Below are 21251 nucleotides of genomic sequence, written 5' to 3'. Positions count from 1 at the left end.
CGGCGTGTACCGGCCCGTTGTATCGTCAGGTGCATATGGCGACGTTGAGCGATACCAGAAGCACCGCGTCGTCGATCACGCCGGTTTGATGAGCCCGAGTTGCCGCAGGGCGGTGACGCCGTCGTCGAGTCCGATTTCTTCGACGATCATGCCGTCCTTGAGCCGTAACACGGTCGTGCCGGTAAAGCGCATGGTCCGGCCAGTCGCTGCAGGCAACGATCCGATGAGGAAGTCGCGGAACGCCGGACCCGTATGTGTGCCGCCACCTTCCCAACGGCCGACGACATAGTCCCCCTCGGCGATGAGATCGGCGGCGCCCCAGAAGTTGAGGTCCGGGAATGCTTCGCGAAAACCGCTCATGAAAGCCTTGATGTCCTCGCGGCCACGGCGCGGTTCGTGCAGTGAGTATTGAAGAAGCATGTCGGGCGCGGCGAGTTCGTCGACGATGTCGAGGTTGCAGGTCTTGCCCCAGAAGTCGGTAAACCAGCGGCCCACTACGGCCTTGTTGTCATCTTCCCTGGACATGGTGAATTCCTCATTGAATGTGGTTGAACGAGGGAAACGCCATCGCTGCCCTCTGTGATGAACAATATGGGCGCGGGCAGTCGGCCGCCTTCCGTTTCTTGCTGCAATACTCGCGTCGAACTCGGTTGCCGAGCGCGCGTTTCGCCGATGGCCGCGCGAACAGATTTCAAAGCGGCGTGGAATAGATCGCCATGGTGAAGCGTTGTATCGGCTGCCCGGATGAACCGGTCGCCTGCACAACGACAGGTTCGTCAACGCGCGTTTCGAGCTCAGCCGAAACCTGCGCCGCCTGAACCGCCGGCGGTTCCCGTCGACGTCACGCCGAGTGTTTGAAGAGAGGCGAGCCAGTCACAGGCTTTCACCGTTTCGAGTCAGAAGGAGCATCGCCATGATTCGTTTGTCACGCAGAACCCGCCATTCGATCAGCGTTATATGGCTGTCGGCCGTGGTCGCCACGTCGGCCGGCGCCGCGCCGATCGACCCACCCGATGGGCGCGCGCTCCTGAGCACGACCGCATCCGGCGTGCAGATTTACTCGTGCGAATACGATGCGAATCACGCGCTCGGCTGGGTGTTCCGCAGTCCGCGCGCAACCTTGTTCGACACGGCCGGGAACGCGGTGATCGAGCATTCGGCGGGACCCTCGTGGGAAGCCCGCGACGGCAGCCGGATCGTGGGCCGTGTTCTCGCGCAGATGCCGAGCGAAGCGCCGAACAGCGTGCCCCAGCTGTTGCTGGAAGCACGTTCCACGGGCGCGAAAGGCATGTTGAGCGACGTGCGTTACGTGCAACGCACGATGACCGCAGGCGGCGTTGCGCCGACCGCGCCATGCACCGTCGAACATGCGACGGGCAGTTCGCCTTACATCGCCACTTATACTTTTTTCAAGTAGCAAGCGGCGACGGATATCGTGTGCGCGAGGCGGATCATTGGCGCGTTGTTTTCGAGCGGGCTGAGTTCGCAGGAGGAATCAGCCGCCAGGTCAGCAACACCACCAGACCGAAAGCGACGTATAGAAGCGTGAACACCCAGCCCGGCAAATCGTAGTAGAGCAGGCGACTCACCCAACGCTGGATGAAGCCTTGCGCGATTCCTTGCCCATCCAGCGAACCCGTACGCAGCCAGTCCTCGAGCGTCGTCAACGGGCAAGCGATACCCAGCAGCGACAGCGTGGCGACGATAACGATCGCTGACAGATGAACGAGCCGGAAAAGCCGCTGGCGTACCCACTTCCAGCCAAGGGCCGAGCCCAGCCAGATCGCAACGAACCCGCACACGATGAACAACGCCAGCAGCGCGTGCACGACAAGCACCGCATCGGCCAGCCCGATCATGATCGGCTAGCGCGTCTTCAGCGCCGGTGGCGCATCACTTCCCAGCAGTCGCGATGGTCCATCCGCCTGAGCTGCCGCCGCCTGCTCATCTCGCGCCAATAATGTCCGGCGACCAGTAGCATGGCGACGCCCAACCCGCATAGACCCACGACGATTCCCGCCGCTGATTCGGCCATGCAACACTCCTTGACTGTGAAACTGATCAAGCGATACGTGTCATTCGTCGTTCGGGATACGAGCGGCGGCCTTCAGAAATATCTGTCCGTCAGCGGTAATGAGCGGGCGTTGTTGCCCGGAAGCGAGGTCTTCCAGCGTGACGAGTTGGCGCTCCAGAAGCGCTTCCAGATCGGCACCGTCCAGACTCAGCAGATCCGGTGCATCCTTGAGCAACATAAGGGTCGCGAATTCGTGTGGACTGAGCATCGTTGTCTCCTGGCTGAGCTTGCTGCCTGGCTGGGAACCTGATCCGTTGACCTCGTGTTGCGAGCAGGATCAATTCGGGGTGTCGGCTGCGCGATGTCATCGTGTCACGCGCCGAGGTGCCCATCTTAATGCTCAGGCCAGCGAAAGATCAACATGTGGGAAAGGCTTTTTTCGATCCGCTTTGCGTCATGGGTTCGTCAGCGCATACTTAATGCGTGCGAGATCTGTCCTGACGAATAGCCTGGCAGCGCTTCCATACACCAGCCTCTCCACTCGAAGCGAGGCCCGTATGCCGGGCGCCGCGATCGAAACCTGAAGGAGACATCAGTTGACCACCTTCGTCCTACGTAACGGCGCGCTTCTCGATCCCACCCGTCCTGATCTGCTGGAAGGCTTCGAAGTTCTCATCGAGGATGGCTTCGTGCGCGAAGTGTCCGACAAGCCGATCAAAAGCAGCAGCGCGCATGTGATCGACGTCAAAGGCAAAACGGTCATGCCGGGTCTGATCGATCTGCACGTGCATGTCGTTGCGATCGAATTCAACTTGCCGCGCGTGGCGACGCTGCCCAATGTGCTCGTCACGCTGCGCGCCGTGCCGATCATGCGCGCGATGCTGCGCCGCGGTTTCACCACCGTACGCGACGCGGGCGGGGCGGGCTATCCATTCAAGCAGGCGGTCGAGTCGGGGCTCATCGAAGGTCCGCGCCTTTTCGTCTCCGGCCGCGCGTTGAGCCAGACGGGCGGTCACGCCGATCCGCGCGCCCGCTCCGACTACATGCCGCCCGGTGCCCCCTGCGGATGCTGCGTGCGGGTCGGCGCGCTCGGCCGCGTGGCGGACGGCGTCGATGAAGTGCGCCGCGCCGTGCGCGAGGAACTGCAGATGGGCGCGGACCAGATCAAGATCATGGCGTCGGGCGGGGTGGCTTAACCCACCGATCCCGTCGGCGCATTTGGTTACTCGGAAGACGAGATCCGCGCCATCGTCGCCGAAGCACAGGGGCGCGGCACGTATGTGCTGGCGCACGCCTATACGCCCGCGGCGATCGCCCGCGCCGTGCGGTGTGGCGTGCGCACGATCGAACACGGCAATCTGATCGACGAGGAGACCGCACGCCTTGTCGCGGAGCACGGCGCGTATGTCGTGCCCACTCTCGTCACTTACGACGCGCTCGCCAGCGAAGGCGAGAAATACGGACTGCCTCCGGCCAGCATCGCGAAGGTCGCGGACGTGCATGGCGCGGGTCTGCACTCGATCGAAATCATGAAGCGCGCCGGCGTGAAGCTGGGCTTCGGCACGGACCTGCTCGGCGAGGCGCAGCGGCTCCAAAGCGATGAGTTCAGGATTCTGGCCGACGTCATGTCGCCGGCCGAAGTGATCGCGAGCGCGACGCTCGTCGGCGCGGAAGTGCTCGGCATGCAGGACAAGCTCGGCAGAATCATGCCGGGCGCGCATGCCGATCTGCTGGTGGTCGACGGCAATCCTTTGAAGTCCGTCGATTGCCTGTTAGGTCAGGGCGAGCATATTCCGCTCGTCATGAAGGACGGCCGGATCTTCGTCAACGAACTCGAAAGCGCCTGACCGTACCCGCGCGCGTGCGCGCCGCCCCCGTGTCCTGATCGGAGCTTGCCCATGTCGATGATTGCCGCCCGTATCGAGCGATTGCCGTTTTCAGCTTTTCACCGCCGTTTATTGCTGATGGGCGGCCTCGGCTACACCTTCGACGCGATGGATGCCGCCGTGCTCGCGTTCCTGCTGCCGGTGCTGCGCACGCAATGGGGCTTGACTAGCGTGCAGACCGGCGTGCTGGGAAGCGGTACGTTCATGGGCTATTTCTTCGGCGCGATGCTCGCGGGCATGCTCGGCGACATCATCGGCCGACGCAAGGTCATGATGTATGCGCTCGTGATCTACTGTGTCGCCTCGCTTGCCAGCGCGCTCGCGAACGACTGGGGCTTTTTTCTGGCGACGCGCATTGTCGCCGGCCTGGGGACGGGAGCGGAAAGCGCGATTGTCGCGCCGTTCCTCTCGGAGTTCGTGGCGCGGCGGTATCGCGGCAGCTTCACCGGCAGCCTCGCGGGATTTTTCTCGTTTGGCTTCGTGGCGGCTGCACTGCTCGGCTATCTGGTGATCCCGCTCGCACCCAATGCATGGCGCGCGGTCATGGTCATCACCGCACTGCCCATCGTGATGCTGCTCTGGTGGCGCCGCGCGTTACCTGAGTCGCCGCGCTGGCTCGAGGCACGCGACCGGCACGCGGAAGCCGATGCGATCGTGTCGCGCATGGAAGCGGAGGTGACGAAGTCCGGCGAGCGGTTGGAGCCACTGCCTGCCGTGCGCGAGGAAGCCGTTCCGCTCGCCGCCGGACGGGCCTCGATCATCGCCAACGTCAAGGCGTTATGGGCAGCGAAGCTCGCGCGCATCACCGCCATGACCTGGCTGATGTGGCTATCCATCACGTTCAGCTACTACGCGTTTTTCACGTGGATTCCCGGTTTGCTCGTTCAGAACGGAATGACCATCACGCGGAGCTTCTCGTATTCGCTCGTGATTTACATCGCGCAGATCCCCGGATACTTTTCGGGCGCGTGGCTCAACGAGAAGATCGGCCGGCAGGCGACGATTGCGTCGTACATGATCTTGGGCGGCATCTCGGCGCTCGGGCTTGCGTTGACGGGTACGGATACAGGCATCATGGTGTCGGGCATCCTGCTTTCGTTCTTCATGAACGGCACCTATGCCGGCGTTTATGCCTATACCCCGGAAGTGTTTCCCACCGACGTGCGCGCGACAGGCACCGGGCTCGCTTCGTCAATTGGTCGGCTCGGCGCGATCGCTGCGCCTATCCTCGTCGGATACGTCTATCCGCGGCTGGGTTTCGCCGGCGTGTTCGGGGCGACGACGCTGGTGCTGCTGATCGGCGCGCTGGCGGTGCTGCTCATGGGCGTGCCGACGCGCGGAAGATCGCTCGAAGACATTGCTGCAGGGCAGATCAATCCGTGAGGAAAAGCAGGCGCGGCTATGGTGACGACCAGTCCACCAGCGCGAAGGAGCGCGCGCGAATGCTTGAATCACAAAGGGCTGAACACGTGGCACCGCGTCCAGCCCCGTGAAGCACCCCTAAGCGCGGGTCGGCGCGACCGCGGTGCGCGGCCGCAGCGTCGCCATGATCAGATACGTGCCGCCGCCGATCAGCACGCCGAAGAACCAGCCGTAGGTATTCCACCAGACCGGCAGCAGCGTGGTGAAGTTCGGCAGAAAGGTCGAAAATACGCTGCCGATCGCCGCCGCGATCAACGCGTTGACGTTCCAGCCGCCTTCGTAACGGTACTCGCCGTGCTCCTGATACAGCGCCGCCACGTTGATGTTGCCCTTGGCCACCAGATAGTAGTCCACCAGAATGATGCCCAGCAAAGGGCCCATCGTTGCGCCGATCGCGTTGACGAAGTGCGCGGCGTTGCCTTCCCACGGCGCGAACGGGTAGAGCACCAGTGCGATGGCCGCGGCAATGTAGCCGCCTTTCTTGAAACTGATCTGCCTGGGGAACACGTTGGAGATGTCGAACGCGGCCGAGACGAAATTGGCGACCACGTTGATGCCCAGCGTGGCGACCGCGAAGGTCAGCGCGGCGATGAACGCCAGTACCCAGCTGTCGAATTTGGCGGAGATCTGCTCGGGGTGCAGCAGCACCTCGCCATACACCTTGAAGGCGGCGATGGTGGTGATGCCGGCGACCAGCGAGAACGCGATCAGATTGACCGGCAGGCCCCACAGATTGCCTTTCTTCACAGCGTCGCGATTCTTCGCGTAGCGCGAGAAGTCGCAGAAGTTCAGGTACAGCGCCGCGAAGTAGGTGATCCAGGTCGCGCCCACCGCCATCAGCGCCCAGAACGAGCCGGGATCGCCGCTGACACCGGCGTCTCTGGTTTTATCGAGCAGCACGTCCATCGGAATGCCGTGCGAGAACGAGAAGCCGCCGGCCTTCACGCACAGCCCGATTGCCAGAATCAGCATCGCGACCCACACCGCCGGGCCGGCCCAGTCCTGGAACTTGCGCACCGTCTCCATGCCCTTCTGGATGATGAGCAGCTGCAGCGCCCAGATGACCACGTAGCAGATCACCTCCAGTGCCGAGTGGCCGAGGAAGTGCGTGCCCTTGTAGAACGCCATCAGGCTGTCGTTGCGGATGAGCAGCGCGACCAGCGCGCCCGCCGCCGCGGCTGTCTGCGCGCCGTACCAGAAGCAGGCCACCACGGCGCGCACCAGCGCGGCGAGATTGGCGCCCCACACGCCGAATGAAGCACGCGCCAGTACCGGATAAGGCACGCCGGTCTTCTCGCCGGCGTAGCCGATCAGGTTCATCAACGCATAGATCACCAGGGAGCCGATCCCGATCGCCAGCACGAAGTTCGTGAACGTGCCGCACAGCAGGAACAGGCTGGCGGCGAGGTAGTAGCCCCAGAGGCTGTGCACGTCCGAGGTCCAGACGTTGAAAATGCTGAAGGCCCCCCAGTTGCGCACCCTTGAAGGGGCGAGATCTTCGTTGTAGAGGCCGGGCGAAGGGTCGCGGATTTCCATTTGTCATCTCCTTTGAGTTCGTGGAACCGAGGAAACACCGCCGGAAGTCCCCGGGCGGCACTACCCCCGCGTCTGAAGCAGGCTCGTATGCCAGAACTGTATGCAGTTTGCTGCGCGGGGCTGAATGGGTTAACCCTAAAGCCAGGAGCATGCCGACGCAAACTCGCTGCCAGCGCCTGTCCCGCGACGATATGCGCGGAAGCGCACAGAGCGGGCCCGAACCCGGCGCTAGTCTGATCGATGGCGCAGAGAAGTCTTCGCCGACATCAGGGAGTCGCGCTGTCGCGCGCAATGCACGTTTACGCCATCAGGTGCCATCGATGCGTCTCCAGGCCGCTCACCACGCGTTGTTCCTTATCTGCGGATGCCTGTCTATCCCGGACGCCCTGGCCGACGATGCCGCCGGTGTCGTCAAGACGGTCAAGGGCACGGTGCAGATCGAGCGGTCCGGCGCAAGTTCGGGCGCGGCGATCGGCAGCGAGGTGTATGGCAAGGATCGGATCGTGACCGGTCCGCAATCCTCCGTCGGCATCACGCTGCGCGACACGACCCAGCTCTCGGCCGGCGCCGATACCATTCTCGACCTCAATCAATTCGCCTTCAATACCACGACCCATGGCGGCGTGCTCGACGCTTCCGTTAAACGCGGTTCCCTCGCCGTGATTTCCGGCAAGCTGGCGAAAGCGAATCCGGACGCCGTCCGGTTCAGCACGCCGACTACCACGCTCGGCGTGCGCGGCACCGAGTTCATCATCGAAGTCGGCGGTAAAGGGGAGGGCGCGCGTTGAAGGCCGCAATTCGACGTTACGGGCTGGCGTGGGCAGCGGCATGCGTCATGCTGGCTTCGCTGGCCGCGTGTAGTACTCCGGACAAAATTATTCTATTGCCGGATCCCGACGGCAAGGTCGGCGCGGTGGTGGTTCACAGCGCCACCGGCGAGCAGACCATCGACAAGGCTTACGCGGGTGTCGACGTCACGAAGGGCGGCAGCATCGAGACAACGGTGGATAGCCAGTCCACCGTGCAGGCACGCTACGGCGAACTGCTCGCGGCCCGGCCGCCGTGGCCCATGACATTCACGATCTATTTTCTGTTCGACTCCGCCACCGAATTGGCCCCGGAGTCGGCCGCCACCGTGCAGAAACTGAAAACCGTCCTCGCGACCTGGCCCGCGCCTCAGCTCGTGGTGGTTGGTCACACCGACCTGGCCGGGTCGCAGGAATTCAATGACAGACTGTCCATGCAGCGGGCGCAGACGGTTGCCGCGTTTCTGATCAAGCAAGGCATTCCCGCCCAACGGATCGAGACCGCGGCCCGTGGCAAGCGCGAGCCGCTGGTCCCCACGGCGGATGGGATGCCCCATCGCATGAACCGGCGCGCGGTCATCACCATCCAATGACCCGCGCCGGACCGCGTGTTCAATGGTTGTGCCGTCGATGAAGCGCTATTTCGCCCCATGGGTTGCGCGGACCAGGCATCTGCTGAGGTCGGCCCAAGGGCGCCCGGTGGCACTGGCACTGTTGTTCGGCCTGAGCCTGCTCAATCTCACCAGCGAATGGCCGAGCGACATACCGCGCCCGGCTTTCGTCGACACGATCGACGAGACGCTGCCCGACTCCTTCAAAACCGCCCGGCAAATTCTGTTCGACCAGTATCAGCGTCACTACCCGCGCGTTCCGGCTGCGCAGCCCGTGACCATTGTGGAGATCGACGAGGAGACACTGGCGAGCGTCGGTCAATGGCCGTGGCCGCGAGACCGACTCGCGACGCTGGTCGACGCGATTGACGCACTGAAACCGCTGGCAATCGGCCTCGACATTTACATGCCCGAGCCGGATCAGACCTCGCCCGACAAGGTGGCCGCCGATCTGCCCAAATCGGCAGCGGCGCTGGCCGCCGGCTTGCGGGCGCTGCCGAGCCACGAAGCCATTCTCGCGCGCTCGTTGCGCGCGGCGCCGACCATACTGGGCGCCGCGCCGCTCGATCATGCGGGGTTCGCGGCCCGCACCGACATGCGCAGCGCGCCGATCCTCGTGCACGGCGCCGACCCGCTCGACTCGGTGCAACGCTACGACTACGTGCTCGCCAGCTTGCCGGAATTGCAGGCGGCGGCTCACGGACAGGCGATGTTGAGCGTGGCGCTCGAGCAGGGCGTGGTGCGGCATATTCCGCTCGTCATGGGTTTGCGGGACAAGCTCGTCCCCAGCCTGCCGATGGAAATGCTGCGTCTTGCCACCGGATCATCCGCGATCGACGTCTTTGCCGATTCGTCGGGCGTGCAGGCGGTGGGTGTCGCGGACGTGCGGGTTCCCACGCAGCCCGGCGGCGACATCTGGCTGCATTTCGCGTCCATTCGCTCGACGCTCGGCCGCTATGTGTCGGCACGCGACGTCCTGCAAGGGAAGGTCGACCCCGACCGGATCCGCAACAAGCTGGTGCTCGTCGGCCTGACAGGTGCCGGCTTGACCGACATGCGCACGACGGCGCTGAGAGAACTGGTGCCGGGTATCGAGATTCAGGCGCAAGTGATCGAGACGGTTGTCGAGGGACGGTTCCTGCGCCGGCCCACCTGGCTGAAATGGGCGGAAAGCGCCTTCATCATGACGTTCGGGCTGCTGATCATCTGGTATGTGCCGCGGCGTCAGTCGCGCTTCGCGGTGTTCATGCGGACCGTCCCGAAGGGATCCACCGTGCTGGGCTTGCTGCTGCACCTGCTGAACGTGTTGTGCTGCTTTCTGATTTTTATCCGCTTCGGGCTGCTGGTCGACGCGGCCTCGATTTTCATTATTCTGTCCGCCGTCATGGGCAGCTTTCTTACGCCCGCATTGCTTCACGCCGACGAACCAGTCAGAACGGAAACCGCGCCCGCGCGGGGGCGTAAGGAAGGCGGCGATCGCACCGGCAAAGCGCCGGAAGCTTGAGAAAGACTCTGGTTGCAGTCGAAGCGCGCCCCCCTGAATGAGGTCGGGTTGCAGCACATCCGGCTGCAATTCTACGAGTCATCCAGGCGAGCACGAAACGTCATTATTCCATCGAATCGTGGCGGCTGGGTGACGACACGCACTAAGCCGAGGCCGGCGAAATTCAGTTTGCGCACGCGTGGCGAATCCGGGCCGCTACGCTGCGGTGCAACGAATCGAAGATCGTGTTGCTGCGCTGGGTGAGCGCGTAATCGATCCATGTTCCGCGCATGGAACTTTTGCCGTCAATAACCGTATATACTGTTTATACCGTTAATTTTTATAGGGATATTTTTATGAGCGCACCGAGCCTGAAGAAAGCAACGAAGAAGACTTTTCACTTCCCGAAGGGTGCCGACACCGCCCCCGAAACCACGCCCGAAACCGAGGGCAAGGTTACCGAACCCACGGCGACCGTCGCGGTGAAAAAGAAGAGCGCGAGCGCGAAGAAAGTGTCGAAGGAAAAGAAGGTTGCCGCCGATGCAGCGGCGCCTGTCAAAGCAGCCGTGGCGGTCAAAGAAAAGCGCGCGAAAAAAGAGAAAGTCGTGCGTGACAGCTTCACCATGCCGAAATCGGATTACGACAAGATTGCTGCACTGAAACAGAAGTGCTTGGAAGCCGGCGTGTCCGTGAAGAAGGGCGAAATCCTGCGTGCCGGACTGGTTCTGCTCGAATCCGCGGCACTGAAGCGTCTTCTCGCGGCCGTGTCCGCAGTGGAGCAGGTCAAGACCGGGCGCCCTGCGAAGTCGTAGGCGTCGGCGAGCGCCGGCTCGTTGCAAGCGCCGGCCCTGCGGGTCGCTATATGCTGCGCGCAGACGGTTCGATCAGCGAGAGAAGTGGACTGCGAGATCGGCTGCCTGGCTATAGTCGCCGGGCAGTCTCGATGCACCGGTGGACGCCATGCTCAGTACTTCCACGATTCCCTTCGTCGAAGTACTGACCGGCAGCGTGCCCACGTCCGCGACCTTCGCCCAGGTGCAACGCGTAATTTCGTTGCTGGGCACGGGCTGGTCGCCATCGGCAAGCGTCGCGACAAATACGTGGTGGCAGGTGTGTATGCCGGTGAAGCCGAACAGATACCGCATGTCCCTCGCGTGAAGGCGCGTTTCCTCCACCAATTCGCGCATTGCGGTTTCACGTAGATCTTCCCCTGTCTCGGGCTTGCCGCCGGGCAGCGACCAACGCGTGCCTTCCCGGCTGACCAGGAGGATTCGCCTGCCAAGCTGGCAGACAACAGTGGCTCGTTGCTTCACAGTGTCTCTCATGTTTTTGTGCCGCGTTGCGTCGAGCATGTCGCATGCCTGGTTCGGGCGATGCGGGCCACACAGCGGGCACTATCGTCGGGACGGCGACAAAATCTGCGCGCCATGCCGCCCGTCCGGCCATGGACGGTGCGATCATCGATCGTCGTTTTAAAGTGTGACAATATTGTGGCGCCTTCGATCGAAGGCCGATGAACTCACGCTATGTCGGTTGTGATCCGGTCGCGCTCGCTGCTATCCGCGAGGCTTTCCAACGCCTGGCTCCCGTCCGTGCGAGCGGCGTCCTCGACCGCGAAGGTTGTTTCGCTGAAGGCGATCAGTTTGAATCCACTTCCCTTCGCGCGCGGAACCGTGATGCCCCAATGCCAGCCTCCGGCTTGCTCGAAGACATGCAATACGGGGACGGTTGGAGTGTGTGAAGACTGAGAAGTCGTCATGGCGCATTCTCCCGTCATAGTGCGACCATGGGTGCACGATTGCAGTTGCCCCACCGCCAGTCTACAGGCATTTGCTGCACTGCAATATACCGACCGTGGTAAAAACGTCGAATCGTGAAGCGTCATAATTTTGAAAAGATTCGCCGCTCGCCGAGATATGCGAACATGAATTGACGAATTATTGATCCGACCTGATCTACGGGGGCTCCATGAGTAGCGATTCGCTCATTTGGGCAGCGGTGCCGCACAATAGTGATGGCGTTGTCTTTCAGATTCGCATCTTCCACGGACTTCAACGTTTCCATGTGTCGCGCCGCGCGCTCGAAGATGTGTTCGACCTCGAACCCCACGCTTCGGACGCGAAACAACTGCAGCATTTCTATTCGCATCTGACGCGCATCCTGGCCCGAGCCAGCGAGAAGCGTTCGGTCTGCGGATCCAATACGGTTGCACTTCAGGCAGCCGACTTCAGGTCGACGAGCAGAGAGCCGTTCGCACCGAGTCGACATGCAATGGCATGAAGCGCGGCGTTAGCTGCGCCACTGCCGAAACTGCGTCTACAGCCAGCGCCAGATGCCCGCGGCCCAGCCGGTGAGCGGGATATGAGCCCAGGTCGCCGCAAGCCAGACGACCAGGCCGCCCAGCAGCGCATGCATGCCGAACCCGCCCAGCCGTGCGCGGCCGGCGGCAATCGCCGCGAACGGCAGGTAGCTGGTCTGCGATTTCCATGCGCGCCAGAGTTCGGGTTGGAGCCGCTCCTTCTTCCGGTCCTGCAGCGCAGCGCCGACCAGCGCGAGAACCACCATGGCCGCTGCAAGGACGACGTTCTTGGCCACCGGAAACACGGCGATGTGGCACAGCCCCCACAGCGCGATTGACCACATCATGGGGTGGCGCGTTACCGCGAACACGCCGCGCGCGGCGTCGGGAAACGGACTGGGCCGGCCGCCGGTGGGCAGCGCGGGATTGCGTATCAGGGAACCCATCAGCAGGATCGACGCGATCAGCATGACCACGGTCGCAATCGCCCAGAGCCCGTCTCCTACCGGCCATAGCGGCGCGGAGAGAGGCGCCTTGATGTAAGCCACGATCAGCCAGCCGAGCGTCACGAACGCGACCAGCGAATAGACACCCAGGAACGGCGTTTCGCCGATTGCGCCGACCAACGGCCTGCGCAACGGATGAGACAGGAGAAAGTGACTGCCCAGAAAGGCGATTGCCGCTGCCGCAACTGCGCTGATGCTTCCCATTGACACGGCTCCTCAAGTGGTTGACCGCGGCGCCGTCATGGTCGACGGCGCGGTGCATGGGCTCGCGACCTTGAAACAGGGCTTCGCCCGTCCGCCACTCTCGCACACTCCAGCATTCAGCCGCGCAAAAAACAAACGGTGCGCCTCCGATACATACATCGGAACTCGCACCGTAACCTGGCAGTTTATTTTCACCCGATGGGGCCGCGTTCCGTCAGGGTAGCAACCCTGACGGAAGCGCGCCGCCCGTTCAGGCGAAGGCGAGGTCGAAGCGGTCGAGGTTCATCACCTTGACCCATGCGGCGACAAAGTCGCGCACGAATTTCTCCTTGCCGTCCTCGCTGGCATAGACCTCGGACAGCGCCCGCAACTGGGCATGCGAACCGAACACCAGATCGACGCGGCTACCGGTCCATTTCACCGCGCCGGTTTTGGCGTCGCGTCCCTCGAAGACGGTGCGCGCGGGCGAGACCGGTTTCCATTCCGTGCCCATGTCGAGCAGGTTGCGGAAGAAGTCGTTGGTCAGCGTTTCCGGCTTGTCGGTGAAGGTGCCTTGCGGATTCTGGCCCGTCCCGACGTTCAGCGCGCGCAAGCCGCCGATCAGCACCGTCATTTCCGGCGCGGTCAGCGTCAACAATTGCGCTTTATCGATCAGCAATGCCTCGGCCGGGACCTTGATATTCTCCTTCACATAATTGCGGAAACCATCGGCGACGGGTTCGAGCGCGCCGACGGATTCCACGTCGGTCTGGTCTTGCGAGGCGTCCATGCGCCCCGGCGCAAACGGCACCGTCACCGGATGGCCGGCGTTTTTTGCCGCCTGCTCGATGCCGGCATTGCCGGCCAGCACGATCAGATCGGCGAGCGACACCTTCTTGCCGCCGGACTGCGCGCCGTTGAACTCGCTCTGGATGCCTTCCAGCGTCTTCAGTACCTTGGCCAGCTGCTCGGGCTGGTTGACGGCCCACTCTTTCTGCGGGGCGAGGCGAATACGCGCACCATTCGCGCCGCCGCGCTTGTCCGAGCCACGGAACGTGGACGCCGACGCCCACGCCGTTGACACCAGTTGCGACACCGGCAGCCCCGACGCGAGAATCTTCTGCTTGAGCGAGGCGATGTCCTGTTCGTCGACCAGCGGATGGTCCACTGCCGGAATCGGGTCCTGCCAGATCAGTTCTTCCGCGGGCACTTCCGGTCCAAGATAGCGGGCGCGCGGTCCCATGTCGCGGTGCGTCAGTTTGAACCATGCGCGGGCGAAGGCATCGGCGAGCTGGTCGGGATTTTCCAGGAAGCGCCGCGAAATCTTCTCGTAGGCCGGGTCGAGGCGCAGCGCGAGGTCGGTGGTGAGCATCGTCGGCCGCTGCTTCTTCGAGGGATCGTGAGCATGCGGGATTGTCTCGTCGGCACCCTTGGCAACCCACTGGTTGGCGCCGGCCGGGCTCTTGGTCAGCTCCCACTCGTACTTGAACAGGTTCTCGAAGAAGTTGTTGCTCCACTTCGTCGGCGTGGTGGTCCAAGTGACTTCCAGCCCGCTGGTGATCGTGTCGGCGCCCTTGCCGGAACCGTAACTGTTCTTCCAGCCTAGCCCCTGGTTCTCGAGATCCGCGCTCTCAGGTTCGGGACCGACGTTGTCGGCCGGACCGGCGCCGTGCGTCTTGCCGAAGGTGTGGCCGCCGGCGATCAGCGCGACGGTTTCCTCGTCGTTCATGGCCATGCGGCCAAAGGTTTCGCGGATGTCGTGCGCGGCGGCAAGCGGATCCGGATTGCCGTCCGGGCCTTCCGGGTTGACGTAGATCAGGCCCATTTGCACGGCGCCCAGCGGATTTTCCAGGTTGCGGCCGTTGTCGTCGCGGCTGACTTCTTCGCCGTGCTTTTCGACGTCGGCGACGATCACGCCACCGTCGTCTTCATTGCCCGCGGCGCCCTTGCCATAGCGGACGTCGCCGCCCAGCCAGGTCTTTTCGTTGCCCCAGTAGACGTCCTGATCCGGCTCCCACGTGTCCGGGCGACCGCCGCCGAAGCCGAAGGTCTTGAAGCCCATGGTTTCAAGCGCGACATTGCCGGTCAGGATCAGCAGATCGGCCCAGGAAATCTTCTGACCGTACTTTTGCTTGATCGGCCAGAGCAGGCGGCGCGCTTTGTCGAGGCTGACGTTGTCCGGCCAGCTGTTGAGCGGCGCGAAACGCTGCTGGCCGCGCCCGGCGCCACCGCGGCCGTCGCCGATGCGGTACGTGCCGGCACTGTGCCAGGCCATGCGGATGAAGAGCGGACCGTAGTGGCCGAAGTCGGCCGGCCACCAGTCCTGCGAATCGGTCATTAGCGCGGCGAGGTCTTTCTTTACCGCGGCCAGATCGAGGCTTTTGAAAGCCTCGGCGTAATTGAAGCTTTCGTCCAGCGGATCCGACTTGCTGGAGTGCTGGCTCAGCAGGTCCAGCCGCAGTTGTTTGGGCCACCAGTCACGGTTCGTCGTGCCGCCGCCGGCGGCATGGTTGAACGGGCACTTTGCTTCGCTTGACATGCGCTATCTCCTTGTGAGGACGTACCCACCGTTTGTTCTGTCGCGGCGTCAGTCTCCTGTGGCGCATTGCACGATCTCGCGCCGACAAGCAGCCGGAACATTACCCGGTGGGCTCTCGTGAGTGTACTGGGTGTACCGCTGCGATTACATGACGCATAGGGTCTCCATCCGTTGCGCATGTCATCGCATGCTTTGGACGAGGATAGTTCGCGTCGCCGTGCCTGCTGCTGCTGCTGCTGCTGCTGCTGCTGCTGCAACTCAAAATATAGGTGAGACTCACCACCAATAGAATGAGATTAAGGCAATGCCGGCGATAGTACACGCCTATGAAATACGGCGTGCTTTCGGTGCCATAGCGCGTGCTGTCCGGCCCCATCGGTTGGGGCGGACAAAGCGGGCGGCATCAACGATGAAGGGGAGGAGGGGTTAGCCGGCGGACAGAGTAGGTCCGCCACCGAGTATCGAAGGCGGCGCTTAGCCGTTCAGTGCGGCGACGAGACGGGTCAGGCGGGCAACGCGATAGCTGAACAGCGGCGCGTGCGGACAGTTTTTCAGATGTTCGACGCGATCGCGCCAGTAGGTGGGCGGGAACGGTTCTCGTGACGCGCTGGCAATGACGCGTTCCAGATGAACCAGCTCGCGCTCGAAAATGTGGTGGTGCATTGTTTGAATCCCCGTGAATGGCTAGTGTGGTCCGCTCACGCCGTCGGTAACAATCTGACGGCGCGTAGGGCTGCAAAAAGCAGATTCTGGATGGGCGAATGCGCCGTGCGTGACGCGGCCCGATAAGAAGAGCAAGCCGCCGCTGCTTGTTCCCGCAAGGGAAGGCAACGACGGCCGCACCCCGTGGCGTCTCGCCTGGTGCATAGCCAGACGGAGTCCGCCATTTCGCGGTGACGCATCGCAACGATCCTCTCTATGGAAGCATTCGGTCGCGATGCGTCGACACACGACATTCACAGCTACAACAACAGCACAGCCCTCTCTCGGTCTGTTGCCAACGACACGGCGTCGTTGGACTCGATCGGCGCGGCAACCAGTTCGGATCACTAACCGACCGGCCTCGGTAAAAACAGAAGGGCCAAGGTTCGGCTACGTCGGCGATTCAGCAGTAATCCGCATGTCACCGGACGTCGGTGAGTCGAACGCTTTGCAGCGCGTGATCTGGTTGGTCTCTCAGGGTCCCCCGACTTGTCTGACGGATTTGCTGCATGTTCCGCAAGCCGCCCGTCCAGGTTGCATTTTCAGGTGGCTCGTCGTCCCACCATTTAAGCAATGACCGTGCCAAGCGCCTGTCCGGCGCCAGGCGGCAGTGCCGGCAAGTTTCAGACGCGCAAGTGGTCAGTCTCGTCCATGAACGACCTCAAAATTGGACGATATCGTCCAATTGACCGTATCGAGCACGACGCACGGGCGCTTTCGTCCAGGCGGAGGCGAAAGCGATGGGAGCGAGGGGGCAGGGAGGGGAATGCGGGAGAATCCGGAGCGGCAAGCACGCCGCTCCGGATGGGCACAACGATAAAAGCGCGCGGCTTACGACTGCAGACTGACCTTGCTGTAAGTCAACCGGCTGGGACGTACCTTCATGCGCACCAGCGACACGAGGAAGCTAAAGCCGGCCTGATTCGGATCGATCACCGGCACATACGCGCCGAGCGCCTCGGTAAGCAGCGTGGACACGCGGCTCGCGACGTCCACGAAACCCGTGCAGCCGAGCAGAATGGCTTGCGCGCCGTCGTCCTTGATCGCCTTCAGCGCGGCCTCGAAGGTGCGAACGACCACCACGTCGATGTTGTCGAGCTGCGAGACCGGGCAATCGATCGCACGGATCGACGCGAAGTTGTCCTGGATGCCGTAGGTTTGCGGATGAGCGCGCTGCATCGCCAGCGTGCTTTGCAGGATCGTGATGATCGAGAAGCGCTGGCTGAGCGCGAGCGCGGTGAAGGCCGTAGCGGGAAAGCCGCCGATGATCGGAATATCGATCACTTCGCGCGCGGCCTCGACGCCGCACATGTCGAAGTCGGTCAGCCAGATGCCGTCGAAGCCGTCGTTGGCGATCGCCTGCGCGCGTTCAACCACCGGCATGCCGTTCTGCAGCCAGTTCGTACGGTTCTCGATATCGGGATGCCCGGTGGCGATATTGCGGATCTCGACCTGCACGTCCGACGGCAAGACCGGCGCGATGGCCTTCATGATGCGGTCGTTGTACGCCGACGTGGCGACGGGCACGAGCACGCAGATGCGGATAGGTGAGTTCGAAGGTGTGCTCAAGATGCGTCTCCCTTGCGTGCGGTGTGGAGCGTTTCAAGCGGCACATACGGCCCGAGATAGCCGAGCGTGTTCAGCAACTGCATGAAGCTGTCGAGAATCAGGCCGGGCTTGCGCAACTCGGCTTCGGCACGCCAGGCGATCAGCGTCACCGGGCGCTTGCCGATCGCCGGGTTCAAGGAGCCGTCTTGCTGAAGCAAATCGCCATTGCTGAAGATCGCCTGACCTTCGCCGCCGACGAAATACGCCACGCTGTCCGGCGACAACACGATCGGTTGCGGACTGGCGCTGTCCCACGCGAGCAGCGACTCGTTCTGATACAGCACCGTATAGGTCCGCCGGCCGGCCTGAATATGCACCTTGCCGACGTCGAAGCCGCCGCTCGTATCCACCTCGGCCGAAACGAGTTCGCCGGGCTCCGAGATGGCGCGCGCGGCGAGTCCGCAATGCTCGGCGAGATAGCCGGTCATCTGCTGGGCGTTGCCGATGCGGCCGGCCTGCAACGCGCGTCCGAGTTCCAGCGCGCGCGTCAAGGTGCCATGAATCGGCGTGGCGCGGCGGATCTCGGCCGGCTTCATCACCCACATCGCGAGGCCGCCGAACTGGCCGAACTCGGGATCGGCAACGACCGGGCGCATCATCTGCTCGACGATCGCCGAGACGTCGCGCTGATGCGTCGGGCCGCCCTGGTTGCTGTTGCGCGGCGTCACGTCGAGTTCGACGCACAGGCCGCCCTGGCTCACGAGAAACGCCGGTCGCGGATCGATCTCGGCGGCAGCGAAGGTCAGCATCGGCAGCGAGGGCACGGCGCGGCCGGCGCCGTCGGCGTCGATCACCGCGAGGCCGAGTTTGGCCGCCACCAGCGCCGCCACGGTGAAGCCCAGCGCGCCGCTTTCCGGCGGCATCACGTAGGCGAGCTTGGTCGATTGCGAGGCGAGCCGGGCCTGGACGTTCTGCACGGCCGTCACGGGCCCGAGCGGATACGTCGCGGAGTTGATCGCTTCAGGCGCGCCGAGGTAGGCGACCATGACGGCCGCGCCTTCGGTGGCCTCGTCGACCGACACGACCTTGACCGTGTCAGTGGGGTAATAGTCGCCCGTCACGAAGTGCTCGGCGAGATGCCGCGCGGATTCGATCGTGCCGCCGCCGCCGCTGCCGAAGAACGCTGCTCCCAATAGCAGCGGTTCCAGATCTTCCCGGCGTAATTCATATGCCATTTGCGATTCCTTTACTGTCGAGGTTGAGAGAAGCGTCCAGTTGAAGTTCGGCAAGCAGACTCGCGGCGTTGGTGACGCGACTGGTCGGATCCGTGGTCAGCGAGCGCAAGCCGCGCTCGAGTGTGTCGATGGCTTCGGCGCTGCGGCCGGTGGAGCGCAGCAGATCGGCGAGATAGCGCGCGGCGTCCACGCGCGCCGGCACCGAACCGAACGCGAGCGCGGTGGACAGCGCAGTGCGCAGGCCGAGTTCGGCTGCGTTCACGTCACCGAGCGCCCATTGCGCGCGCGCCCGGGTGACCAGCAGTTCGCCCAGGTAGACGCGCTCCTGGCGGGCGAGGGTCTCGTCGATCGCGGTGGCGAGAATCGCCTCGCAGGTCTTCGCGCGGCCGGCGCGCAGCAGCAGCTCACCGTGCTGCCACGTCTTGAACGAATAGAACAGCGCACCGCCGTTGCACACGACGTGGTTGTCGTAGCCGTCGAGCATCACGGTCTCCGCTTCGTCGGAATGGCCGAGCGCACTGAGGTGGCAGGCGCGCAGCACCTGGCCGACGCCGCGATAAAACGCGAAGCCGTTCGCGATCGACACCGATTCGAGTTCGCTCGCGAGATGGCCGAGCCGGTCCACGTCGTCGAACAGGCAGGCGAGCCACGCGGCGCCCTGCAGGTTGACGGCATGCGCGAGCGCGTGCGCGCCCGGTTCGGAGGCGCGCAGGATCAACATCTCCATGGCGCGCCGCGCCTGGCCGAATGCGCCGATCTGATACGCGGCCAGTCCTTCGAAAGTCAACGCGAGGCTGGCGAGATCGATCCCTTGCGAGCCGGTGCGGGTGTCGTTGCGTCCCACGCCGAGCAGGTTGCCGCGCGCGAGACAGGCCAGCGCTTCCTCGCTGTCGCCGAGCCAGAAGAGGGTGTTGGTCATCGCGACGTGGGCTTCGTCGAGCGAAACCCGGTCGCCGCCGTTCTGCGCGCGCTCCAGCATGTTCTGCGCGGTGCCGCGCGCCTGCTTCAGCTGAAGCGTCGTCAACTGGGTGGTCCAGATGCCGAACTGGATCGCGGCGATCTCGGCGGGCTCGCAGACGCCTTCACCGATCGTCAGCGCGGCGGCGTAGCAGGCGGTGGCCTCCGCATAGAGCCAGCCGTGCACGCTGCGCAAGCTCATGCCGAGCAAGCGGTAGGCGTCGAACTGCAAACGGCGCACGGCCTCCTGTTCGTGAGGCGTCTGCAGCAAGTCGAGGCAGCGGCGCAGCAGTGGGATCGCTTCCGCGAACTTCGACTCCTCGATCAGCGCGCTCGCGTGTTCGAGACACTTGCGCGCCTCCCGGTGATGTTCCTCGCGCGACTTCAAACGCCGCTCGATGGTCTTGCGCCCGACGCCGAGCAGGGTGGCGGCCGCGCTCTTGTTGCCGCTGGTGCGTTCGAGCGCGCGGTCGATCAGAAGGTCTTCCGCGGCGGCGAGCTTGTCGCGGCCGTCGAGTTGCAACAGTATGTCGGCGAGACTCGCGCGCGACACCGGCCCGCTGGTTTCATTGGCGAGAAACGGCTCGAGCGAGTCGACATCGATCAGCGTGTTTTCGGCGAGCACGCTCAACTGGCTGATCAGGTTGCGCAATTGCCGGATATGGCCAGGCCACGAATGCTGGCAAAGCCGCCGGACGGCAGCCGGCGAGAACTCGAGACGGCGCGTGTGCTGCGCTGCGAAGTGAGTGACCAGTGCGGGGATGTCCTCGATGCGCTGCTCGAGTCCGGGGACCGCGAGCACGAACACCGCGAGCCGGTAGAACAGGTCCTCGCGAAATAGCCCTTCGCGCGCGAGTTCGCGCAGGTCGCGATGGGTCGCGGCGACAACGCGCCCCGCGAAATGCAGACTGGTGGATGAGCCGATCGGACGGAAGGTCCGCGTTTCAAGCACGCGTAACAGTTTCGGTTGCAGCGCGAGCGGCAGTTCGCCGATTTCATCGAGCAGCAGCGTGCCCTTGCCGACCTGCTGAAAAAGTCCCGGACGGTTTTCGGCCGCACCGGTGAACGCGCCTTTCACATGCCCGAACAGTTCGGCTTCGACGAGGTTCTCGGGAATCGCGCCGCAGTTGACGTCGACGAACGGTTGATCCTGGCGCTGGCTGTGCGCATGCACCCGGCGCGCGACCAGTTCCTTGCCCGAACCCGTCGGGCCGAAAATGAGCAAAGGGTGATCGGTCGGGGCAACCCGATCGATCATCCGGACCAATTGGCGAAACGCCGGGGCGCCGCCCACGAAGGCGCCCGAATCAGCCTTGTCGTGGGCGAACGGAACGACAGGGGTGTAACTCATTGCAAAGGACGCTCCACTTGAACCGCGTGTGGCGCTACGCGGAAATTGCCGTCGAAACGACGGAGCGGACGGTCATGCTTCGAGCACGTTGCCGGTGAAGTCTTCCGGGTGCGTTGTCGGGACCGTCCGCTGCAAGAAGAGACAGAGTATGACGGCTTGTCGCCGATCTTGCC

At 63.5% G+C, this 21251-nt stretch carries 19 protein-coding genes and 1 pseudogene; 8 read left to right on the top strand and 12 right to left on the bottom strand.

All coding sequences use genetic code 11. The features are described 5' to 3' along the window. Window positions 1-75: 75 nt before the first annotated feature. Window positions 76-525, bottom strand: coding sequence for an ester cyclase (locus B0G73_RS13205; RefSeq protein WP_106281331.1), 450 nt, complete (start codon window positions 523-525; stop codon window positions 76-78). 388 nt (window positions 526-913) lie between these two features. Here B0G73_RS13205 and B0G73_RS13200 point away from each other — a divergent pair, with 388 nt between their 5' ends. Next, entirely contained in the window at window positions 914-1417 is a 504-nt protein-coding gene (locus B0G73_RS13200; protein WP_106281329.1) for a DUF3455 domain-containing protein, read from the top strand. A 34-nt stretch (window positions 1418-1451) separates the two neighbouring features. On the opposite strand, the gene B0G73_RS13195 is transcribed toward B0G73_RS13200, so the two are convergent. Together B0G73_RS13195 and B0G73_RS13190 are read right to left on the bottom strand one after the other, a co-directional pair. Then, window positions 1452-1859: a DUF2784 domain-containing protein gene (locus B0G73_RS13195; protein ID WP_106281327.1), complete on the bottom strand. Its 408-nt coding sequence runs from the start codon at window positions 1857-1859 to the stop codon at window positions 1452-1454. Window positions 1860-2075: 216 nt separating this feature from the next. Continuing rightward, on the bottom strand, window positions 2076-2282 hold the full coding sequence (locus tag B0G73_RS13190) for a hypothetical protein (protein ID WP_106281325.1): 207 nt from the start codon (window positions 2280-2282) through the stop codon (window positions 2076-2078). Between the two features lie 328 nt (window positions 2283-2610). Here B0G73_RS13190 and B0G73_RS13185 point away from each other — a divergent pair. Then, a pseudogene (locus B0G73_RS13185) lies at window positions 2611-3861 on the top strand (amidohydrolase family protein). A 51-nt stretch (window positions 3862-3912) separates the two neighbouring features. Next, window positions 3913-5283, top strand: a complete 1371-nt coding sequence (locus B0G73_RS13180; protein WP_106281323.1) for an MFS transporter — start codon at window positions 3913-3915, stop codon at window positions 5281-5283. Window positions 5284-5400: 117 nt separating this feature from the next. Here B0G73_RS13180 and B0G73_RS13175 read toward each other — a convergent pair whose 3' ends face one another. Continuing rightward, a complete protein-coding gene (locus tag B0G73_RS13175) occupies window positions 5401-6858 on the bottom strand; it encodes an NCS1 family nucleobase:cation symporter-1 (protein WP_106281321.1) in 1458 nt (485 codons plus the stop codon). A gap of 149 nt (window positions 6859-7007) precedes the next feature. On the opposite strand from B0G73_RS13175, the gene B0G73_RS13170 reads away from it, so the two are divergent. The 4 genes from B0G73_RS13170 (at window position 7008) to B0G73_RS13155 (ending at window position 10570) form a co-directional block, all read left to right on the top strand. Further along, the gene (locus B0G73_RS13170) at window positions 7008-7646 is read left to right on the top strand and encodes a FecR family protein (protein ID WP_258193300.1); all 639 of its coding nucleotides are present in this window, start codon (window positions 7008-7010) and stop codon (window positions 7644-7646) included. Between the two features lie 47 nt (window positions 7647-7693). Further along, a complete protein-coding gene (locus B0G73_RS13165; protein ID WP_106281318.1) occupies window positions 7694-8257 on the top strand; it encodes an OmpA family protein in 564 nt (187 codons plus the stop codon). A gap of 106 nt (window positions 8258-8363) precedes the next feature. Beyond that, complete coding sequence (locus B0G73_RS13160; protein WP_258193299.1) at window positions 8364-9779, top strand: CHASE2 domain-containing protein; 1416 nt, start codon at window positions 8364-8366, stop codon at window positions 9777-9779. A gap of 335 nt (window positions 9780-10114) precedes the next feature. Next, window positions 10115-10570, top strand: coding sequence for a hypothetical protein (locus tag B0G73_RS13155; protein WP_106281315.1), 456 nt, complete (start codon window positions 10115-10117; stop codon window positions 10568-10570). 72 nt (window positions 10571-10642) lie between these two features. Here the strand turns inward: B0G73_RS13155 and B0G73_RS13150 are convergent, their stop codons facing one another. Together B0G73_RS13150 and B0G73_RS13145 are read right to left on the bottom strand one after the other, a co-directional pair. Further along, the gene (locus tag B0G73_RS13150) at window positions 10643-11110 is read right to left on the bottom strand and encodes an NUDIX hydrolase (RefSeq protein ID WP_258193297.1); all 468 of its coding nucleotides are present in this window, start codon (window positions 11108-11110) and stop codon (window positions 10643-10645) included. A 167-nt stretch (window positions 11111-11277) separates the two neighbouring features. Further along, window positions 11278-11517, bottom strand: coding sequence for a hypothetical protein (locus B0G73_RS13145; RefSeq protein ID WP_106281313.1), 240 nt, complete (start codon window positions 11515-11517; stop codon window positions 11278-11280). Window positions 11518-11726: 209 nt separating this feature from the next. On the opposite strand from B0G73_RS13145, the gene B0G73_RS13140 reads away from it, so the two are divergent. Next, entirely contained in the window at window positions 11727-12038 is a 312-nt protein-coding gene (locus tag B0G73_RS13140) for a hypothetical protein (RefSeq protein ID WP_106281311.1), read from the top strand. Between the two features lie 36 nt (window positions 12039-12074). Here the strand turns inward: B0G73_RS13140 and B0G73_RS13135 are convergent, their stop codons facing one another. The 6 genes from B0G73_RS13135 to B0G73_RS13110 all read right to left on the bottom strand — a co-directional run bounded on the left by B0G73_RS13135 (window position 12075) and on the right by B0G73_RS13110 (window position 21078). Beyond that, window positions 12075-12767 (bottom strand): NnrU family protein, encoded by a 693-nt coding sequence (locus B0G73_RS13135; RefSeq protein ID WP_106281309.1) that lies wholly within the window; start codon window positions 12765-12767, stop codon window positions 12075-12077. Between the two features lie 250 nt (window positions 12768-13017). Beyond that, window positions 13018-15285, bottom strand: coding sequence for a catalase/peroxidase HPI (katG, locus tag B0G73_RS13130; protein ID WP_106281308.1), 2268 nt, complete (start codon window positions 15283-15285; stop codon window positions 13018-13020). Window positions 15286-15759: 474 nt separating this feature from the next. After that, the gene (locus B0G73_RS13125; protein ID WP_106281306.1) at window positions 15760-15948 is read right to left on the bottom strand and encodes a hypothetical protein; all 189 of its coding nucleotides are present in this window, start codon (window positions 15946-15948) and stop codon (window positions 15760-15762) included. 870 nt (window positions 15949-16818) lie between these two features. Then, window positions 16819-17556 (bottom strand): aspartate/glutamate racemase family protein, encoded by a 738-nt coding sequence (locus B0G73_RS13120; RefSeq protein ID WP_106281305.1) that lies wholly within the window; start codon window positions 17554-17556, stop codon window positions 16819-16821. Next, a complete protein-coding gene (locus B0G73_RS13115; RefSeq protein ID WP_106281303.1) occupies window positions 17553-18770 on the bottom strand; it encodes a DUF917 domain-containing protein in 1218 nt (405 codons plus the stop codon). The genes B0G73_RS13120 and B0G73_RS13115 overlap by 4 nt, the downstream gene beginning before the upstream one ends. After that, window positions 18760-21078 carry a sigma-54-dependent Fis family transcriptional regulator gene (locus B0G73_RS13110; RefSeq protein WP_106281302.1) on the bottom strand — a complete coding sequence of 773 codons (2319 nt, stop codon included), beginning with the start codon at window positions 21076-21078 and terminating at the stop codon, window positions 18760-18762. The genes B0G73_RS13115 and B0G73_RS13110 overlap by 11 nt, the downstream gene beginning before the upstream one ends. Between the last annotated feature and the right edge of the window lie 173 nt (window positions 21079-21251).

It is taken from the genome of Paraburkholderia sp. BL25I1N1, assembly GCF_003002025.1.
GTDB lineage: Bacteria > Pseudomonadota > Gammaproteobacteria > Burkholderiales > Burkholderiaceae > Paraburkholderia.
The sequence above is the reverse complement of the archived record's forward strand: the minus strand, read 5'-3'. Positions and strand labels throughout refer to the sequence as shown.